This window comes from Aquirhabdus sp. (assembly GCF_046462495.1).
In the GTDB taxonomy this organism is placed as follows: Bacteria; Pseudomonadota; Gammaproteobacteria; order Pseudomonadales; family Moraxellaceae; genus Aquirhabdus.
Window position 1 is genome coordinate 421,091 of the sequence record NZ_JBKGVE010000004.1, and the last position, 16,764, is coordinate 437,854.

Consider the following 16,764-nt stretch of genomic DNA (forward strand, 5'->3'; position numbering starts at 1 on the left):
AGGACTAAATCAATGGATACGCTTGTAGTTCAGACTATACCGCAGCCCAGAGTTTATGCGGGACAGGACTTATCTCCACCCTATGTCTTGAATGGTCACTCTTTCATGCTGGGTTGCTCGCCGTGGCCGTCACAGCCTGATTTGTTGTGTCATGAGCATACCTTTTATGGTTTGACCTATAGTGTGGCACTTGAATCGTTAGATGATGTCAAACACTGGGTGTCGAGCATCGGATCGGACCGGATCCGACTGGTGAAAATGTCGGCCTCCGATTATTACAATGCGGGTGTCGATCACTTGAGTAGCGGTTATTGTTTGGAGTTATTGTGGGCACATGGGGAGCCAAGTCGTGTGATTTATGCCGGACTCTCTGAGGACAGCTGGCTGTATCAGGCGGATTTGCATAATAGAGGCAATGTCTTTGAAGCTATCTTTGGGGTGATGCTCGTGGCTGTTGCGGACATTACCAATGAATTTGGCTTGCAGTTGCCGGATCGGTTTGTCTAAAGCCAGGCTTGAGTTCATGAATAACGCCATCACCCCCGCCAGCGCATTGCCTCGACAAACAAGTTAAATGCAGGAGAAGACTGACGCCGACTGGGGTAATACAGATGGTAGCCTGGGAAGGTGGGATACCAGTCTTCAAGCACTTTGATCAATCGTCCTGCCACAATATCATCGGCGAGCATTTGTTCAGGAAGATAGGCCAACCCTAAGCCCGCAAGGCTTGCCTTCATAATCATCTCAGCACTGTTAAAGATCAACTGCCCTTCGACGCGGACTTTAAGGGCATGTCCGTTCTTTTCAAACTCCCAAGCATATAGCCCGCCATAGGTTGGCAAACGGATATTGATGCAGTTATGCTCCGCTAAATCCTGCGGGGTTCTGGGTGTCGGATGCTGGGCAAAATAACCCGGCGTTCCGACCAGTGCAAATTTCATATCCGGACCGATGCGCGCAGCGACCATATCTTTGGCTACCTGATCGCCAAAGCGCACCCCTGCGTCATAGCGCTCGGCAACGATATCGGTCAGTTGGTTGTCGATATTGATTTCGACTTTGATGTCTGGATAATTGGGCAAAAACTCAGCGAGCTTGGGCCAGATGACATCATGGGCAGCATGTTCAGCAGTAGTAATGCGGATGGTACCAGCGGGTCTTTCCCGAAGTTCGGTCAGTGCAGTCAGTTCCGCTTCGATTTCTTCAAAGCGTGGCGTCAATGTCGAGAGTAGACGATCCCCAGCATCGGTGGGGGCGACGCTACGTGTCGTGCGGGTCAGGAGTCTGAGACCTAAACGGGTTTCAAGTGCGCGGATGGTATGGCTCAGTGCCGATTGGGAGACGCCGAGCTGTGCCGCGGCGCGGGTGAAGCTGCCTTCTCGCGCGACGATCACAAAGGCTTGCAGGTCATTAAAATTTTCACGCGCCATGACGCAGCCCTCAAGTAGAGTGATGAGAAAGTGAAGACTGATCTTCTCCGATGCTGGGGCCTTGCGTCAATCTCATTCATGAATAATACTCATAAGTTCATGCAGATTATCCCATCTAGTCGGCAGGTGTTTCATCTGATACATTTTTGACCATCCAAGAACTCGGTTCTGCGGTTCTTAAAATCAAATCTCGTACACATCATATTGATCACTCCAATGAGCGCATAGATTGCGCTTTAAGCCGTTTTGACATTTTTATTCAAAGGTTATCAGCATGAATATTCAAAGAAGTGGTGCACAGCCCTCAATACAAGGGGCAACTAAAAATTTTACCGGTGTGGTTCGGGTTGATCCGCTGTTTAAAGCCAATGGTCCAGCACGTGCCGTAAGTGCCAGTGTTACATTTGAGGCAGGTGCACGTACCGCATGGCATAGCCACCCACTGGGTCAGAGTTTAATTGTGACCGCAGGCAGTGGCTGGGTACAGCGCTGGGGTGGTCCGATTGAGGAGATTACAGCAGGTGATGTGGTCTGGATTGAGCCCGGTGAGAAACACTGGCATGGCGCCACCACGACCAGTTCGCTGACCCATATCGAGATCCAAGAGCAATGGATTGGTAAGACCGTGGAGTGGTCCGAATCCGTAAGCGAAGAACAGTACCAAGGCGCAGAGCAGGTGCGATTAGTCGGCTGATTTGCGGAAAGTTGGGCATGATCGAAAGTGAGGTGCAATAACTCCCTGCATATGGCACTCTAAAGGTCTTGATCGCATGATCAACGTGATGGAGTTCGTATGCCCGTGCAAGAGTCCAACCCTTTTTCCCAAGCGTCCCATGTCTATGCGCAAGCGCGCCCGCGCTATCCCCGTGACCTTTACAACTGGCTGCTGGCACATACGTCTGGGCGGAATGCTGCATGGGATTGCGCCACCGGAAATGGTCAGGCAGCGACTGATCTGGCGCCGCATTTTGCACGGGTCGAAGCGACCGATATCAGCACGGAGCAGATCGGTGAGGGGATGCAACAGGCAAACATTCACTATTCTATACAGCCCGCAGAACAGACCTCTTTTTTAGATCAAACCTTTGATCTGGTGACCGTTGCTCAGGCATTGCACTGGTTTGACTATACGCGGTTCTGGCCTGAAGTGCTTAGGGTATCCAAGCCGAATGCGCTGTTTTGTGCGTGGGGCTATGCTTGGTTTACCTGTGATCCCGAGGTGGATACGGGGTTCGTGCAACCCTTCCGCCGATTGATTGAGCCGTACTGGGCGATGAACAACCGGATCTTGTGGGATGGTTTTAATGATGAGGATATCGCCTTTCCATTTAAGCGAATTACACCACCGCGATTAACCATTCAGACAGCGTGGACGATTACCCAGTTGATTGAGTATATGCAGACGTGGTCGGCTTATAAACATGCACTTAAAAATGAAACAGTGGCTTCTGGGCTGCAAAAACTGTGTGCAGATGCAGCGCAGCGCTTTGTGCAAAAAGGGACGATGCAAATCACCATGCCGCTGCATATAGTGGCAGGTCATGTGATGGATCGTGATGAAACTGAAAATTAAATGAGGATGATGCCATCGTGAGCGACGTTAATCACGCGCTCACGATGGGGGATGTCAACAGAACTTTAGACTGCCATAACAGTTGGGAATGGTATTTTGGCTACTCAATTGCACACCGTTTAAGGTGATGGCGATAGGGGTCAAGCCCACCGTGCCCACTTGCGCACCAATTGATGAGTTAGGGTTGTTCGCGCCTGAGAGTAGACCCAGAAGGTCGTTTGAATTAATCGAATGACCTGCCAGATAGTTATTGAACTGCTGCGCAAACTGTGGAAAGACGCAAGTTGTCGCACTCGTTGGGTCTGCGCACAAGTTGATCGGAGCGCTGGGCTTTAAATCGCCGAGATAGACGGGGTTATTCACGCCTAGCCACCAGCCCTTTTGGGCAACGTTGTCGCTGGGTGATCCGGGCCAGAGGATACTTTGTTGCTGTAAACTCAATGAAATCGGTGAGTTGACCGGCAGTGAGTGAACAAAGCCCAACGGTTGTACAAAAGCCACTTGAGCTGAAATATTTTGAATAGCGGCATACATGTGCACATTAAAATTATCGTTCACGCCACCATTAGGCAGGATCAGACAACCTAAACCAAAGCAGGATGTGGACTGCGCGACCACAGGACCCCCTTGTGTACCCACAGTGCCATTATTGGGATAAGTGCCTGATGAACCAGCAGCACTGTAGTTTGAGTTATAGGTCGGTGTGCCATACTGGTTACACGTACCAATGCCCAGTCCACCGCAATCGTTGTTATCGGGGTTATAACCCAGAATGACATTAGGCAGTACCGCGGAAGGATTAACGGTAATGGCGGTCACGCGAGAGCCATTGACGGTTGGGGCAGGGACGCTGAAAGTGATCCCCGAAAATCCTGGAATCGTGATCGTGCCTGAAGTCAGCGTAAAGTTAGCAGTTGCCCCCAAACCACCCAAGGCCGTCAGCTGTCCATTGATGGTGTAGTTGGCAGGGCCGCTTCCTGGATTGTAGACTGGGAATATTGCAGGTGCCGTGCTGATCGTACCCGTTAAAGTATTGGCGGCACTGGTGGATTGGACGTGGACATAGCCTGAGAGAGTATTAATCCCGTTAGCTGTTGTCGTATTATCGCCCGACTGGAGCAGTCCCGTGGCATTCTGAGCGCCAAATTGAACGCCCGCAATCTGACGCGTGGACAGACTGGTGGGGTTCTTAATCGCCAGACGCAAGAATGGATTGGTTAAGACCGCATCACAACTGGCAGGGCTGGCTCCCGCAGGGCAACCGTTACTGCCGGGGCTTCCGCTCAAGCTCAGATTATTGATATCAATGTCACAGCCTGGGCCATTCACCCCACCACAGCCTAACTGCAGATGCTGAATGTTGGTGTTGAGCGCAAGGTTGCCCTGAAGCCCTAGGGTGAAAAAGCCAAAGTCGGAGGTGGTTGCGCCCGTTCCTGAGCCGGAAGGGGCAATGTAATTGGTGTAGTAAGCAGCTTGTCCCGTTTCATCACGCATGGCTTGATCAGTCAATGGCGTGAGTGCGATCGCAACATTCCCCCACAATGCCCCGGCAAACAGCGGCATCAAAACACAGACGAGTTTCCTCGTTCTTTTTGCTACGTCCATCATTGTTGTCCTTTATTGTTTTGGTGCTACACAGCATTTTTTTGCTGTACTGCTTTTTTGTTGTTGCGGTCTTACTTTTTTGTTTTATCTCTTTTACCCGTGCTCAATATGGCTTGCAGCCATGTTGAGCCTAGTATCACTGACTGAAACCACATGACCTTCCGTCAAATTGGGATTTCAATCAGTGCGATGCTCTTGTTGTTGGTCTCTTTGGCTACCGTGATTTTTTTGTTGAGCGCTGCCTAGGATGACACCCTATCATCTGTGATCTGGTGTTCATTTGCAAGAATTGTTCGACAAACGCGATTAATTATAAGATAAGGTTAAATTCTAGTGATGACGGGATAGGCACCCTACAGTCATGCAGCGTGATCAGCTTGTTCATTGGGCTGTTTTTGCAATCCTTGGGATACCTTAGCGGATGCGATTATCCGTACACCGATCAAGATCAAAGCACAACTGGGAACGAGCGACCACGACAGTTTCTCTCCCAAAAAGATGTAGGCAAAGAGCGTGGCAAATATAGGCGTCGATAGCATCAACGTGACGTTGAGCAGAGGCGGGAGTCTTTGGGATGCCGCGGTATAACATAGCGTTGCCAATAAGGTGGAGATCAACGCGAGTGCGATCATGGCAATAACTTCTGGATAAGACCAGTGCAAGGGTAAGCCGATCTGCCCAGCCATAAGCCCAATAATTGCGGCTATTATTCCCCCAAATCCCAGACAGATTATCGCGATCTTTAAAGGCAGACTCTGGTCTTTGATTTGTTGTCGATGAATGATGACTGCAGAAAGCGCTGTGGATAATGCCGCCAGTGACGCAAAAAGATAACCAATCCAAGGACGGGTGACTTGGCTTGTGACCAGATGAGCGCCCGTCATACAGATGATAATGACTCCGATGATGGCACATGCCGCCCCCAAGGCTTCGCGCCCATTGATCTGTTCTCCTAGAGTTGCGCGGCAAATCAGGACATAAACAGGAGATGTACTAATGAGTAAGGCGACGATGGCGATCGGGGCAAACTGAAAGGCGATGACCGCGGTCAAAAAATAGAGACCTTGCAAGACGCCCAAGATCCAGATGGTTGGACTCAGTTTAAAGTTGATCCGTGAACGGGTAATCAATAACAGGGGAAGGATAAAGATCAACCCAATCAGCAAGCGTCCTGCGGTGATTTCTAATGCTGGGTGATGACCCGATAAGCGCACAAAAACGCCAGTGAGTCCCCAAGAAAGAGCTGCGATCAGGGCAAAGCCTGCACCGCTGGAGAATTCTTTATGCATCGTATGATCTCAGGAGTAATCGGGGAAGATTTCCTTCGGAAGCAGTCGCATCGTTTTGTGCATAGTTTTTGCAAAGAACGATGCCGCTGCCTATCGTAGCAGATCAAATGACTAGATGGTCAAGATATGATCTTCCATTAAGCTTCAGTTAATGATGCCATATCAATCACAAAGCGATAGCGCACATCAGAGCGTTCCATACGATCAAAGGCCTCATTGATCTGATCCATGCGGATCATTTCGCATTTCGGCAGTATCTGTTCCTTGGCACAGAAATCCAGTAGCTCTTGGGTTTGTGCAATGCCCCCAATCAATGAACCTGCCAGTGTACGGCGGCCCATCACGATTGGCACTGTGGACAGTTCTTCAATCTGACCCAGTTGCCCAACAATGACCAGTGCACCTTTGACATCGACCAGAGGAACATAGATCGAGACATCATGACGTACAGGCACGGTGTCAATAATCAGATCAAAGCTTGATTGCGCCTTGGTCATGGCCGCTTCATCGGTTGAAATCAAGACATGGTGCGCACCGAGACTTTTGGCATCCGCTTCTTTGTCCGCGGTACGGCTGATCACGGTGACTTCTGCACCCAATCCCGCAGCCAGTTTCACCGCCATATGCCCAAGGCCGCCCAGACCGATCACACCCACACGGCTCCCAGCACGCACGCCCCAGATTTGCAGTGGAGAGTAAGTGGTGATGCCCGCGCAGAGTAGTGGTGCCACACGAGATAGGTCTAAGCCATCGGGAACGGCAAGAACAAATTGTTCACGCACTACGATCTGTTTGGCATAGCCCCCATAAGTGACTTCACCCGTGTGACGGTCGAGGCCGTTATAGGTGCCGACAAAGCCTTCACGGCAAAATTGTTCATCACCCGCTTGGCATTGATCACAGTGTTGGCAGGAGTCCACTAGGCAGCCAACTGCAACAGCATCGCCGACTTTAAAGCGTTTGACATCTGCGCCGATACTGGTGACTCGACCAACGATCTCATGACCGGGCACGATAGGGTACATACTGCCACCCCAATCATTGCGTGCCTGATGCAGGTCAGAGTGACAGACACCGCAATAGAGAATCTCAATGGTGACATCATTATCACGTAGTGCGCGTTGTGTGTAGACATAGGGAGCAAGCGGCGAGCTTGCGTCTTTAGCGGCATAAGCGAGGACTTTCATGAGCGATTCCTTTGAGTGTTATGAGTGACGATCCAAATGATCAACGTGATGTGTTAAAGGCTTTATGACTGAATAAAAAAGGTTTTAGAGATTCCGTTCGTCAAAGACGCGCTGGGCAATCATCAAGGCCGTGTTAGCGGTAGGCCAGCCTGAATAAAAAGCCAGATGGGTAATCAATTCGACCAACTCATCACGGCCGATACCGTTGTCGAGCGCTTTTTTGAAATGAAATGGCATCTCATTGATGCGATAGAGACTGACCAGACTTGCAACGGTAATCAGGCTACGATCACGAGGCGATAAACCCGGTCTTTGCCAGACGTCACCAAACAAAACGTTATCGGTATAGTCCGCAAGTGCTGGTGCGATCTTGCCATAGGCCTCGCGGGCGGCGCTGGGTGTGTTGGACATGGTGCTCTCCTGATGGAAACAGTTAGGGCGTTATTGAGCATACGCCGTCATGGAATGGAACTTGTGTGGTCTTGGGCGGTGTTTGTTACGGTGTGGGGTTTCAATTGCTGAAAAACCGATGCTTCATTTGCGGATGAAGCTAATGTAAACCCCTATGGCTTTATTGACTAGGTGGTCACAGTAGATAGGACTTATGAGCTTAACTCATGAATACTTAGGGTCGATGATATGATGTCATAGGTGATGGTTAGAGGCGTTCTTTCTTGAATACGGGTTATTTTAACCACCATATAAAATATCTTTTTTTATTTAGAATTAATGCACTGATGGAGGTTGACAACGCAGCATATTTGACCATACGATCAAAGCATGAACACACATCTATTCAACATCCGATTTTGCGCCTCCGTCTCCATGGGAAATCATGGGGAGCGGTGGTCTGCGTGTCAAAATTTGGCTGAATGTTTAAGATGGTGTTTAAAGCCTTAACCAAACCCAGCAAAATATTTTCACAAAGACCACGACTCAAATCGTGGTCTTTTTTTATGCGAGAAAAATGATGAAAACTGAACGTAATGCAAACCACCGCTTGATCTCCATGCTTGCCAATTCTAGTCATGCACTTTATGTCACCGTGATTGAAGTCGGGGCGATTAGCGCTTTTACCGGGGGATTGCGTACCTTCTTCAAGCCACCGATACCGAAGATAGGTGAGCATGATGATTGAGCTTAAACATACGGTATTCAGCTTAGCAGAACATGACGCCATTACGATCCAGAAGAGTCTATCTCATGCCCAGATTGATGTCTTAGAGACGTTTCACCTTAATCGAAATACTCATCCGCTATTTCGGCTGGTCTCGCGCAACGGGCATTCGGCTACGGATAAGAGGCTGGCTCAGCGCGGCTATAGGCGTGAAGGTGAAATGGTGGTGATGACTTGGGAAAAAATACAAGACGCGCAAGAATCAGATTTGCACATCGCGGCTCATGATCACAAGGCCCTTCACTTAGCCCAGATACAGGGTTTTCAGCATCGCTATCGCTATTGGTATCGTGTTCATCCTTTTCGAGAGTAGTTGATGATTCAAAACGTTCGTCGTTTATTTTTCCATTTTGTATAGGCAGAACCCACTCATGACCCCTTTAAACATTGCGATCCCCGGCCCCGTCAATCTGCGGGATGGGTTAAAAAGACCTGAGTTGCATGCGGCTTTTGGACATCGTGACATTGCTGCACATGAACTGTATCAGCGTATCTCGCAGCGCTTGTTAAGCATTGCAGGGACCACCAGCGATGAGTATGACTGCCTACTGATTAATGGCAGTGGCACCAATGGTATGGAGGCCTGTGTACGCTCGCTAATCCGTAATGACGGCAGTAGTACTTTCCTGACTATCGGAGCTTTTGGTGAGTTGTTTGCCAAGATTGCACAGGGCTGTGATAAAACAAATCATGGGCTGGTGCAGTTTAAAGCAGGCACGGCGATTGATCAGGCAACACTTGAACAAGATGGGCGGGTGGCACGTGCTGAAATTTTGGTCTTTACCCATAATGAGAGTTCGACAGGCGTGACCAATGATCTGGCTGCAATCTGTGGATGGGCAGCGCAGCAGGGTAAGCAGGTGATTGTGGATGGCGTGAGCATTTTTGCAGGTGCCTCAGTCAATCTGTCGCTAACTAAACCTTTGGCGTATATCACTGCGACGCAAAAGTGTCTGGGATTGCCTGCGGGTTTAAGTATTATTTTCTTACGCAAGGGGGCTGCGAGTCACGTAATCGAACAGGTGCCTAATCGCGGCTATACCACAGATTTGAATCGCTATCTGATTGCTGCTCGCAAACAGGAGGTGTTAACGACTCCGAATTGCAGTTTGTGGAATCAACTGGATGCTCAGCTTGATTATATTACCGAGATCGAAGGCATCGAAAACCGTTTTGCCCGCCACCAGCAGCTTCAGGCTCAGGTATTGGCATGGATCGCGCAGCAAGGTTTATCCCTTTATCCGGCCTTGGCGGATGCCAGTCCTTCAGTCAGCGCCATTCGTGTGCCCGCAGATTTTGATCTTGCGGGTCTTAAGCAGCGGATGCGTGGGCAGGGTTATCTGATGGATGTCGGCTATTCAGGTTTGAATCTGGAACTCATACAAAAGTACCAGTATAAGACGTTCCGGATTCCACATATGGCGGATATGACAGCGGAGGGTTTAGATCAGTTCTTGACTATACTTGAACGACAAATAAAGGATATTTGATTAAAACTAGGAACGTCTAGGAGAATGTGCCGAGTCCACGCAGCAATATGGGCAATAAATCATTGACCATATTGGTTCGGCTATGAGGCTCACGCGTACAGATTTCAAAGAGTACTGCACCATGGACTGCCGCCCATAAGACTTTTGCCGTCGCTTTAGAGTCTTCAGTCGGTAGGAGTAATTTGTCGGCAGAGGCACGCTCAATGAAGCTGGTAAACAGGGCGAATGCTTGGGAGTTGTATAACATTCCCAAGACATCGGCTTCGGTTGCAATAGGTGTGGTGGCGGAGAGATAGAGTTCGGAGTCCGTCAGCGCCTGTTCGCGGTAGATTTGTGCGGTTTGATAAATCAGTTGCAGAGGAGTGGAGTGTGGGACCAACAACAGCAGCCGTTGCTCAAGCTCCACCACAAAGTGCTGATATAGTGCACGAATCAGCCCTGCTTTACCGCCAAATAAGGTATAAATCGCCTGAGTCGATGTGTCTGCTCGTTCAGCAATTACGCGGAGGTTAAACGCAACCATACCTGATTCCCGCACTACTTGGCGTGCAGTCATGATCAGCTTATTTCTCAGATCGGTTGTATTGCTATCCATGCTGATTTTTTTTCGTCGAGATCGCATTCATTATTCACCCTCAACCCTTTTTATTATTATCTATCAAATGAACTGGCTTTGTAATAGATATCAGGAGGGATTGAAACGGCGATATAACGTTGTTATATTGCTGTAATCATAAGCTGTTCAAATACCTATCGTGTGAAATTTAAAATGGGTGATGCATTCTTTTTTATGAAAATCACGAAAAAGAACACTTTAAATTTAATATCTTATGCCAAGGCTAAAATCCCAGTATGTCTATTGCCAGCGTGACTCAAGTCAGCAGAATGCTCCAGATTTATAACGAGAATGGTCAACTGACTGCGACGATCAATGTCTTTAGCGGGTTGATCGACTTTACATCACAGGTCGTTAGGGTTAGTCATATGGATAAGGTCCTGGCCTATAGTGAATATGGGCACTTAATTTCGGTTTCTTCTCAGGTTTAGCAGATATCACGAATTCACATCTTCTCAAGACGGCGCGGATAGACGCGCGTCTGATACTCAAAATCCAGTTACAAACATTACATTCTACCCAAGCGCCAGATAGTTCTATGGGCAAGGTGAGATTAGATCACGGCTGCAAGATGTTCGCGTAGCTTTGCAAGATCGCCTTCTACATCGGCTTGTTTGATAACGTTAAAGCTAGAAAAGGATGGCAGAACTTCAGCGCCGCAAAACTTGTAGTTGGCACTATTATTAACAAACACATCATCCATGGTTTTACCAGCAAAGAGCACTTGGTCGTCATTGCCGAAGGCTTCTTTGGGAGCATTCCATGTCAGTGACAACATGTACTGTTTACCATGCATTTTGCCACCTGTGCCGTACTGCTTAGTTGGGTCTTCACGGGTGCGTCTATCATCGACCAGCAAGCGCTGCCCTGCGATACCTGCGGTGAAGACTTCATCAACATATTTCTTGTATATCCACGGCGTGCCGAACCAGTACACGGGAGATTGCAGAATGATGATATCTGCCCAGACATGCTTACACACTTCTGCCTCGATATCGTAGCCTTGTTCAATGTCAGTGAGTTGTACGCTGTAACCGCGTTGTTCCATGTCTACTTTGATGGTATCCACCAGCGTCTGATTCAGACTACCGGAAGAGATGCCTTCATAAAATTGGTGTGTGTTAATGATCAGAACATTTTTCATCATTATTCCTCTAAAAGGGAGATTACAGATAACGGGGATGCTATGTGTTGATGGCTATTGTGGGTGCTAAGGAGATTTATTCGTTTGTCTGATTTGATGAAGTTATTGCCTAATTTGATGAGTCATCATCAATGCGTGTAATACATACCAGTGGATGGTGATAGACTGGAATCAGAGATAGCTGTTAGCACAATACCCACGAAACAAGAGGGAAAGGTAATTATGCAGCAACATGCATTGATCCAGTTGATTGAGAATATTGCCCAAAACGATGGGGATTACAGTACGCCGATTCCGGCACTGATGGTCTATCGTCGCAGTACTGCCTCCGAGCCCATCCCGTGCATTTACGGTCTGGGATTGGGCATTACACTGCAGGGTCGTAAGCGGGTAACGCTGGGGAATGAGGTTTTTGATTATGGCCACGAACAATCGATGGTTACGTCGATTGATTTGCCCGTTGCATCCTACGTGACGCAAGCCACCGTTCACGAGCCTTATCTGGGGATGCGTCTGGAATTGGATGCGCGTGTTATTGCCCAAATGGCTGCCGAGATGGATTTTCTGACACCACTCAAGGCATCGGCGGTACGGGCACTTTCGGTGGTGAGCATGGATCAGGGGCTGCTGGATGCGCTGGCGCGGCTTGTTCATCTCTTTGATGAACCGCATTTGATTCCCCTGCTGGCACCGCTGATTGAGCAAGAGATCGTGGTGCGATTGTTGAATGGTGAGCATGGTCCGACGTTGCGTCATCTGGTGACAGTAGGTGCGCCCAGTCAGCAGATTGCCAAGGTGATTGCGTGGTTGAAGCTACACTTTACCACTGACATTGCGATAGATGATTTGGCGGCGAAAGCCTACATGAGCCCATCCACGTTCAGGCAGCACTTTCGTGCCATCACTGGGATCAGCCCCTTGCAGTACGTGAAGCAGCTCCGCTTGCAGGATGCGCGGCAACTGATGTTGAATGACGATGTGGATGCGAGCAGCGCAGCGATTCGGGTGGGCTATGAGAGCGCTTCGCAGTTTAGCCGTGAATACACGCGTTTGTTTGGTGAGCCTCCGCTACGCGATATCAAACGGGTACGAGAGTCTTCTTGAGGGTCTTTATTCCTGCCGCCAAAATATCCCCTCCATAAGGCACTTCCACATCTGGACGCATCTGCCAGCGCGGGCGATCTTGGACATCGTAGACGGGCTCACCCGAGTACTGCGCTTGAATGCCTGTACGATCAAGGTGAATCTGGAAGACGGCAGCGCCGAGTCCCATCATCGGGGTGCCGACTATCGTTGCTCGTCCAATGCCGCGCATACCCATTGGAAAACCCTCCGCCATACTGGCACTCCAGTGACTGGTCAGCACGACAACCGGCTGGGTATAGGTGAAGGGACCGCGTGGTTCCAGTATTTCTGTCCACGGATCACTAAGCTCTTTGCCGTCGCGGCGGCGCATCAGAGCGTAGGGTAATGGCTTGCTGATAAAGCGGCCCATGATCGGTTTGGCGATGGCGGTATCACCCCCACCGTTGTTCCGTACGTCAATGATCAGACCACGGGTATCGCGAAAATCACTCAACGCCCGATCAAACGTATCCAAAACGGCATTATCCGCAAAACTGCGAATGACGATATAGCCAATATCGTCATCCAGTCGTTTGCTTTCAATATTTGGCTGCTCTACCCATTTTTTAAAGGGAAGTTGAACTTCACGTGGGTGATGATGGTGTGAAACAACGGTAAAACGCCGGGCTTGCCCACGTCGTCCTGAGGCGGCGACATTGATGGTATATACATCAGCCGTCGGATCAGGAGTCGATAGGCATTTGGGCATGAGCACTTGGACAACATGATCAATCGGTTGTCCATCGATTTCGGTAATCAAGTCTCCAATGACCAATCCTGCATCAGTGGCTGCTGACCCGTCACGGATCGCTTTGATGCGGATAGCACCTTGAGTGCCAGCATCCACCCGCTCCACCAGTAGATCATAAAAGGGTCCGCATTGTGTGCCATCTGGGGCGTTCGACAGTTGGGTATGGGCATCATAGAGCTCGTTTAAGACTTGCCCTAACACGGCCATGTAGGCATCGTCGGTCTCGGCGGCGATGGCTAAGGGGCGATAGAGTGCACGGACCTGATCCCAGTCGGTATGCTTGTCCTGAAAGAAGCAGTAGCGCTCTTTGAGAGTGTGCCATAGTTCGTCGAAGTCTTCTTCGCTTGATACATCATGCGCGGGTTCGCTAAAGGCTAAACGTGGCAGGGTGGCTGCAGCAAGTACGGTGATGCTGGCGCGTGCGAAGGATCGGCGTGTGAGGGTCCACGTTTTCATCACTATGATTCCGGTGGTTGGGCTGTGCTTCAGGCAGCAAACGCTATGCCAATCATGCAATAATATTGACTATTTGGTCTAAATAATAGGGTTTCAATTTCAAGACTGAATCTCATGCAGACGCTCACGATATTGTCCAGGTGAGGCGCCAGTCCATTTCTTAAATGCGCGGTGAAATGCACTGGGTTCAGCAAAGCCCAGTTCACTCGAAATCTCCATGACACTCATGCTGGAGTGACTTAAATAGTCAATCGCGATATCGCGACGTAATTGGTCTTTGATCGATTGGAAGGAGAGCCCTTCATCACTTAAGCGACGGCGCAAGGTCGATCGTGTCATGTTCATATGCAGTGCGAACTGATCAAAGTGATCCCACTCATCGCGCGCCGTGGCACGCAATTTCTTTCTGATTTGCGCAGATATGCTCTGGTTATTTTTGTATTTCACGACGAAATTGGCAGGCGCGCCTTGAAGGAATTTTTTAAGGGTTTTCTCACTCTGAATGATGGGCAGGTCGAGATAATCGGAATTGAAAGTGAGCGAGGAAACAGGCTCATCAAAGCCCAACTGACTGGAATACATCACACGATACTCAGCACTTTGACTGGGTTTGGGATAGGCAAAGCCGGCTTTTAACACTGGAATACGGCGACCCACCAGCCAGCAGGCAATACCATGCTGCATGATCATCAAGGTCTCATGTCCAAAAGGGCGTGGGGGGATTATCAGATCACTTCTGCGCTCTTGAATCTCGATTCGTGTCAGTGTGTCCTCACAGATCACCGCGCAGTGATAGTCATCCAACACCAAGTTGAAAAACTGCTGCATGCGGACTACGGCGCTTTTTAGAGTTTTACAGTGAATCAGGGTGCGGCATAGCATGGCAAAACTGCCGACTTTCATGCCATGCGCGTCTTGACCAAAGAACTCATCATCCAGCAACCGGGCGACCGCAAGCCAAAGACGGCCGTAGTGGGTGGCGGTTACACGGGCTTGTGTAGATTGTAATAGTGAAGGCGCAATCCCAGCTTCAAGCAGTAAAGCATGATTATCTAATCCCCGCGCTTGAACCGCGCTCAGCGCAGCGTGCACAAAGTGGATCGAGATACTACCTTTTTCCATAAGAGCGTCGATATGCGTGCGAGTGAATAGGGGCCTAGGGGATATGAATTCATGGACTTAGCCATCCTATGGCAAATTCACTCATGGGGTTTGAGTGAATGCAGCATAGCGGGCAGATTTTGCTTTGGCTAGTCTAAGGCACAGAAAATAAGTCGATACGAGAGCCCCAGCTCTTTTGCCATAAATCCCTAAGCGTGCAGTGATGAGCATCCATCTTTAGGTACGTTATAGGGATAAGTTTTTGCCTCAGGGCTTTTATCAGGAGATAAGCGCATGGATTCATCCACTTCACCAACCGTCATTCCCACAGTCAAACTGCTGATCAATGGTCAATTTATCGAATCCGCAACTAGCGAGTGGCGTGATGTAGTCAACCCAGCGACCCAGCAAGTGCTGGCGCGCGTGCCTTTTGCCACACCGGATGAAATCAATGCGGCAGTTGCTGCTGCCAAAGCGGCATTTCCAGCTTGGCGTAAAACACCGATCGGCACGCGTGCACGTATTTTCCTGAAATACCAACAGTTGATTCGCGACAACATGAAAGCGCTTGCAGCGATCCTGACGGCGGAGCAGGGCAAAACGCTACCCGATGCCGAAGGCGATGTGTTTCGCGGATTAGAAGTGGTTGAACATGCCGCCAATATCGGCAATCTACAAATGGGCGAACGCGCCACCAATGTTGCTGCAGGGGTTGATACCTATACCATTCAACAGGCACTGGGTGTTTGTGCAGGGATTACACCATTTAACTTTCCAGCCATGATTCCGCTGTGGATGTTTCCCATGGCGATTGCGTGTGGCAATACCTTCGTGCTGAAACCATCGGAACAAGATCCGATGGTGACGATGCGCTTGGTGGAACTGGCGCTTGAGGCAGGCATTCCTACAGGCGTGCTGAATGTCATTCATGGTGGGGAAGATGCCGTCAATGCCATTTGCGATCATGGCGATATCAAAGCGGTTTCTTTTGTGGGTTCCACCAAAGTCGGCACCCATGTCTATCAACGCGCAACCCTTGCGGGTAAACGCGTGCAGTGCATGATGGGCGCCAAGAACCATGCGATTATCCTGCCCGATGCCAACAAAGAACAAACGCTGAATAATCTAGTCGGCGCTGCATTTGGTGCGGCGGGACAGCGCTGTATGGCGCTGTCGGTGGTGGTGCTCGTGGGGGATGCCAACCAATGGATTCCTGATTTGGTGAGCCGCGCAAAAACACTTAAAATCAATGGCGGTAGTGAAGCCGGGGCTGATATTGGCCCTGTCATCTCCTGTGCGGCGCGTGAGCGAGTAGAGGGCTTTATCGCCAGTGGTATCGAAAGCGGTGCGACACTTGAACTGGATGGACGCAACCCCGCCGTGCACGGTTATGAGCAAGGCAACTTTGTGGGTCCAACGATTTTCTCTGGCGTGAAAGCCGGTATGAAAATCTACGATCAAGAGGTGTTTGGCCCCGTGCTTTGTATCGTGTCGGCGGCGACGCTGGATGAGGCGATAGCCTTCATCAACCAAAACCCCAATGGCAATGGCACGGCAATCTTTACCCAGTCGGGTGCTGCAGCACGGAAGTTTGAAGAGGACATTGATGTCGGACAAATCGGTATCAATGTGCCGATTCCTGTGCCTGTGCCGCTGTTTTCCTTCAGTGGTTCTCGCGGTTCTAAACTCGGTGATCTGGGTCCGTATGGCAAGCAAGTGATCTTGTTCTATACCCAAACCAAGACCATTACCGCACGCTGGTTTGATGATGATGCGGTCTTGGGTGGTGTCAATACCACGATCTCTTTGAAGTAAGTCCA

General features: G+C 49.7%; 18 protein-coding genes. 9 read left to right on the forward strand and 9 right to left on the reverse strand.

What is annotated here, in order from left to right:
- Nucleotides 1-12: 12 nt before the first annotated feature.
- Nucleotides 13-507, forward strand: coding sequence for a hypothetical protein (locus ACLHG7_RS05395; protein ID WP_410210012.1), 495 nt, complete (start codon nucleotides 13-15; stop codon nucleotides 505-507).
- Between the two features lie 29 nt (nucleotides 508-536).
- Here the strand turns inward: ACLHG7_RS05395 and ACLHG7_RS05400 are convergent, their stop codons facing one another.
- Nucleotides 537-1,430, reverse strand: a complete 894-nt coding sequence (locus ACLHG7_RS05400) for a LysR family transcriptional regulator (protein ID WP_410210013.1) — start codon at nucleotides 1,428-1,430, stop codon at nucleotides 537-539.
- 274 nt (nucleotides 1,431-1,704) lie between these two features.
- Between ACLHG7_RS05400 and ACLHG7_RS05405 the strand changes: the two genes are divergently transcribed.
- A complete protein-coding gene (locus tag ACLHG7_RS05405) occupies nucleotides 1,705-2,124 on the forward strand; it encodes a cupin domain-containing protein (protein WP_410210014.1) in 420 nt (139 codons plus the stop codon).
- Between the two features lie 99 nt (nucleotides 2,125-2,223).
- Nucleotides 2,224-3,003 carry a class I SAM-dependent methyltransferase gene (locus tag ACLHG7_RS05410; RefSeq protein ID WP_410210015.1) on the forward strand — a complete coding sequence of 260 codons (780 nt, stop codon included), beginning with the start codon at nucleotides 2,224-2,226 and terminating at the stop codon, nucleotides 3,001-3,003.
- A 54-nt stretch (nucleotides 3,004-3,057) separates the two neighbouring features.
- On the opposite strand, the gene ACLHG7_RS05415 is transcribed toward ACLHG7_RS05410, so the two are convergent.
- The 4 genes from ACLHG7_RS05415 to ACLHG7_RS05430 all read right to left on the reverse strand — a co-directional run bounded on the left by ACLHG7_RS05415 (nucleotide 3,058) and on the right by ACLHG7_RS05430 (nucleotide 7,495).
- The gene (locus ACLHG7_RS05415; protein ID WP_410210016.1) at nucleotides 3,058-4,608 is read right to left on the reverse strand and encodes a hypothetical protein; all 1,551 of its coding nucleotides are present in this window, start codon (nucleotides 4,606-4,608) and stop codon (nucleotides 3,058-3,060) included.
- 359 nt (nucleotides 4,609-4,967) lie between these two features.
- Nucleotides 4,968-5,897: a DMT family transporter gene (locus ACLHG7_RS05420; protein ID WP_410210017.1), complete on the reverse strand. Its 930-nt coding sequence runs from the start codon at nucleotides 5,895-5,897 to the stop codon at nucleotides 4,968-4,970.
- A gap of 137 nt (nucleotides 5,898-6,034) precedes the next feature.
- Nucleotides 6,035-7,084, reverse strand: coding sequence for an NAD(P)-dependent alcohol dehydrogenase (locus ACLHG7_RS05425; RefSeq protein WP_410210018.1), 1,050 nt, complete (start codon nucleotides 7,082-7,084; stop codon nucleotides 6,035-6,037).
- A gap of 84 nt (nucleotides 7,085-7,168) precedes the next feature.
- A complete protein-coding gene (locus tag ACLHG7_RS05430; protein ID WP_410210019.1) occupies nucleotides 7,169-7,495 on the reverse strand; it encodes a carboxymuconolactone decarboxylase family protein in 327 nt (108 codons plus the stop codon).
- 559 nt (nucleotides 7,496-8,054) lie between these two features.
- Between ACLHG7_RS05430 and ACLHG7_RS05435 the strand changes: the two genes are divergently transcribed.
- From ACLHG7_RS05435 to ACLHG7_RS05445, 3 genes are read left to right on the forward strand one after another with little or no spacing between them, the layout of a single operon-like run.
- Nucleotides 8,055-8,222, forward strand: a complete 168-nt coding sequence (locus tag ACLHG7_RS05435; protein WP_410210020.1) for a hypothetical protein — start codon at nucleotides 8,055-8,057, stop codon at nucleotides 8,220-8,222.
- Nucleotides 8,212-8,574, forward strand: a complete 363-nt coding sequence (locus ACLHG7_RS05440) for a hypothetical protein (RefSeq protein ID WP_410210021.1) — start codon at nucleotides 8,212-8,214, stop codon at nucleotides 8,572-8,574. The genes ACLHG7_RS05435 and ACLHG7_RS05440 overlap by 11 nt, the downstream gene beginning before the upstream one ends.
- Before the next feature lie 58 nt (nucleotides 8,575-8,632).
- Nucleotides 8,633-9,751, forward strand: coding sequence for a pyridoxal-phosphate-dependent aminotransferase family protein (locus ACLHG7_RS05445; protein WP_410210022.1), 1,119 nt, complete (start codon nucleotides 8,633-8,635; stop codon nucleotides 9,749-9,751).
- Nucleotides 9,752-9,767: 16 nt separating this feature from the next.
- Here ACLHG7_RS05445 and ACLHG7_RS05450 read toward each other — a convergent pair whose 3' ends face one another.
- Entirely contained in the window at nucleotides 9,768-10,373 is a 606-nt protein-coding gene (locus tag ACLHG7_RS05450) for a TetR/AcrR family transcriptional regulator (protein WP_410210023.1), read from the reverse strand.
- Nucleotides 10,374-10,603: 230 nt separating this feature from the next.
- On the opposite strand from ACLHG7_RS05450, the gene ACLHG7_RS05455 reads away from it, so the two are divergent.
- Nucleotides 10,604-10,798, forward strand: a complete 195-nt coding sequence (locus ACLHG7_RS05455; protein WP_410210024.1) for a hypothetical protein — start codon at nucleotides 10,604-10,606, stop codon at nucleotides 10,796-10,798.
- 122 nt (nucleotides 10,799-10,920) lie between these two features.
- Here ACLHG7_RS05455 and ACLHG7_RS05460 read toward each other — a convergent pair whose 3' ends face one another.
- Nucleotides 10,921-11,511 (reverse strand): NAD(P)H-dependent oxidoreductase, encoded by a 591-nt coding sequence (locus ACLHG7_RS05460; RefSeq protein ID WP_410210025.1) that lies wholly within the window; start codon nucleotides 11,509-11,511, stop codon nucleotides 10,921-10,923.
- 222 nt (nucleotides 11,512-11,733) lie between these two features.
- Here ACLHG7_RS05460 and ACLHG7_RS05465 point away from each other — a divergent pair, with 222 nt between their 5' ends.
- Nucleotides 11,734-12,615: an AraC family transcriptional regulator N-terminal domain-containing protein gene (locus ACLHG7_RS05465; RefSeq protein WP_410210026.1), complete on the forward strand. Its 882-nt coding sequence runs from the start codon at nucleotides 11,734-11,736 to the stop codon at nucleotides 12,613-12,615.
- Here the strand turns inward: ACLHG7_RS05465 and ACLHG7_RS05470 are convergent.
- Nucleotides 12,590-13,843 carry a S41 family peptidase gene (locus ACLHG7_RS05470; protein WP_410210027.1) on the reverse strand — a complete coding sequence of 418 codons (1,254 nt, stop codon included), beginning with the start codon at nucleotides 13,841-13,843 and terminating at the stop codon, nucleotides 12,590-12,592. The two genes, ACLHG7_RS05465 and ACLHG7_RS05470, sit on opposite strands and share 26 nt — an antisense overlap.
- Nucleotides 13,844-13,942: 99 nt before the next feature.
- Nucleotides 13,943-14,965 carry an AraC family transcriptional regulator gene (locus tag ACLHG7_RS05475; RefSeq protein ID WP_410210028.1) on the reverse strand — a complete coding sequence of 341 codons (1,023 nt, stop codon included), beginning with the start codon at nucleotides 14,963-14,965 and terminating at the stop codon, nucleotides 13,943-13,945.
- Nucleotides 14,966-15,238: 273 nt separating this feature from the next.
- Between ACLHG7_RS05475 and ACLHG7_RS05480 the strand changes: the two genes are divergently transcribed.
- Nucleotides 15,239-16,759, forward strand: a complete 1,521-nt coding sequence (locus ACLHG7_RS05480; protein WP_410210029.1) for a CoA-acylating methylmalonate-semialdehyde dehydrogenase — start codon at nucleotides 15,239-15,241, stop codon at nucleotides 16,757-16,759.
- The last annotated feature ends 5 nt before the right edge of the window (nucleotides 16,760-16,764 follow it).